This window comes from Candidatus Erwinia dacicola (assembly GCF_001756855.1).
Classification (GTDB): Bacteria; Pseudomonadota; Gammaproteobacteria; order Enterobacterales; family Enterobacteriaceae; genus Erwinia; species Erwinia dacicola.
On record NZ_MAYS01000124.1, the window covers coordinates 1 to 2,337 of the forward strand.

The following is a 2,337-nucleotide window of genomic DNA, read 5'->3' on the forward strand; positions in this document are numbered from 1 at the left end:
GTTCTGGCGTCAGAGGAAGCCCGACGGGCGTTTTCCCCTGGCGCTCAAGTCGCAGCTTATTCACCCAACGGGGGATAGCCGAATGGCTTACGTTAACTGCCTCTGCGGCCTTAACGTAGGTATAGCCGTGGTCGACAACTAACTTCGCCGCTTCGAGCTTAAATTCTGGCGTGAAATGTTTAGCCATTGGGTCACCTGTGGTGTTGGGAAGGTGAGAATATCACCTTCCAATCAGGTGGCCAGTATCAGTGTGCCACTACAAATCATGTAACGCTTTTTTGCAGAAGATAAAGATATACACTAGCTATGCAGTTTTTTGCGCTATATCGTCCTGCTTTTCCGATCCCGTATTGCCTTTCTCCCCTATAAACGTTCTACTTAGCCCCGTTCTTTTCGTAATCCCCTGCATACAGAAAATAACCCGCTCAGAATCGCTGCCTGTTTGAACAGTAAATGGTGTAATCCACTAGCATTGTTATAAATTGGCGACGTTTTTAGAGCAAGCGGGGCAAATGTATTACAGCATCACAACTTTTAACATCACCACAGGCAACACGATTCTTATGACGCATCGTTTAATTCCTAAAGACATTCTGGCGCTGGGCTTTATGACTTTTGCCCTGTTTGTCGGTGCCGGAAACATTATTTTCCCACCAATGGTCGGAATTCAGTCCGGCGAACACGTCTGGATTGCCGCCCAAGGCTTCCTGATCACCGCTGTAGGCCTGCCGGTGATTACCGTGATTGCGCTGGCGTGCGTTGGGGGCGGTATTGATGCTCTCAGCTCACTCATCGGTAAAACTGCAGGCTTGGTGCTGGCCACCGTCTGCTACCTCGCCGTTGGCCCGCTGTTTGCCACGCCGCGTACTGCCACCGTGTCGTTTGAAGTGGGCATTGCCCCGTTGACCGGCAACGGCCCGCTGCCGCTGTTCATTTACAGCCTGATTTACTTCGTGCTGGTGATCGGCATCTCGCTCTATCCGGGCAAGCTGCTGGACACTGTTGGTCATGTGCTGGCACCTCTGAAAATTATCGCGCTGACTATCCTTGCCGTGGCGGCGCTGCTGTGGCCCGCGGGCGGTCTTGCACCGGCCACCGCGGACTATCAGAGCGCGGCGTTCTCCAGCGGTTTCGTCAATGGTTACCTGACCATGGATACCTTGGGGGCCTTGGTGTTTGGCATCGTGATTGTGAATGCTGCCCGTTCGCGTGGCATCAGCGAGGCGAAGCTGCTGACCCGCTACACGGTGATTGCCGGTCTGATTGCTGGCGTTGGCCTGACGCTGGTCTATCTGGCGCTGTTTAAATTGGGCTCTGACAGCGCATATATCGTCGATCAGAACGCCAATGGTGCCGCTATTCTGCATGCCTACGCGCAGCACACCTTCGGGGATATGGGCAGTTTCTTCTTGGCGGCGCTTATTTTTATCGCCTGCATGGTTACTGCAGTTGGTCTGACATGTGCCTGTGCTGAGTTCTTTGAGCATCATTTGCCATTCACCTACCGCCAGCTGGTGTTTATTCTTAGTTTATTCTCGATGGTGGTATCCAACCTCGGTCTCAGCCAGCTAATCCAATTCTCAATTCCAGTGTTAACTGCGATTTATCCGCCGTGCATTGTGCTGGTACTCTTGAGTTTTACGCTGCGCTGGTGGAATAAGAGTACGAGAATTATTGCGCTAACCATGCTGGTCAGCCTGCTGTTCGGTATCGTTGATGCAATTAAAACCACCCACTTTAAAGACGTGCTGCCTGCCTTTACCCAAAATCTGCCGCTGGCCGATCAAGGTCTGGCGTGGTTGCCGCCTTCACTGGTGATGCTGGTATTGGTAGCCGTGTACGATCGTGTTTCAGGCCGGCAGTCAGTTACTGCGCATCAGCAATAGCGTTGTAAACTTTCCCCTTTTTTCCCTTGGGAAAGGAGAATCGACAGGTGGGAAAATGACAAGTACAACACTCAAAAAGGGACTGGGTACCCGCCATATTCGTTTTATGGCTCTGGGTTCAGCTATTGGTACCGGGCTGTTTTATGGCTCGGCAGATGCCATAAAAATAGCCGGTCCCGCCGTTCTTCTTGCTTATGTTATTGGCGGTATCGCCGCATATATCATTATGCGTGCGCTCGGCGAAATGTCGGTCAATAACCCTCAAGCCAGCTCTTTCTCACACTATGCACAGGACTATCTCGGTCCACTATCCGGCTATATTACAGGCTGGACCGCCAATTCCCAAACGAAATGCAACAAAGTGATCCACCGATCAGTTACGGATAAAATAGCCGTATTGACCCTATCGGAGACTCTGTTGCATGAAGGGAAAATATTTGACTCAGCATGA

The 2,337-nt window shown here is 51.5% G+C and carries 2 protein-coding genes and 1 pseudogene; 2 read left to right on the forward strand and 1 reads right to left on the reverse strand.

Going from position 1 to position 2,337, the window contains the following annotated elements; all coding sequences use genetic code 11:
* A partial coding sequence (locus tag BBW68_RS03800) for a transposase (RefSeq protein WP_148127529.1) occupies positions 1-187 on the reverse strand: 187 nt, incomplete at its 3' end.
* A 376-nt stretch (positions 188-563) separates the two neighbouring features.
* Here BBW68_RS03800 and brnQ point away from each other — a divergent pair.
* Together brnQ and proY are read left to right on the forward strand one after the other, a co-directional pair.
* Positions 564-1,886 (forward strand): branched-chain amino acid transport system II carrier protein, encoded by a 1,323-nt coding sequence (gene brnQ / locus BBW68_RS03805; RefSeq protein WP_070134067.1) that lies wholly within the window; start codon positions 564-566, stop codon positions 1,884-1,886.
* Positions 1,887-1,941: 55 nt separating this feature from the next.
* Positions 1,942-2,220: pseudogene (proY, locus tag BBW68_RS03810) on the forward strand (proline-specific permease ProY); the annotation flags it as partial.
* Between the last annotated feature and the right edge of the window lie 117 nt (positions 2,221-2,337).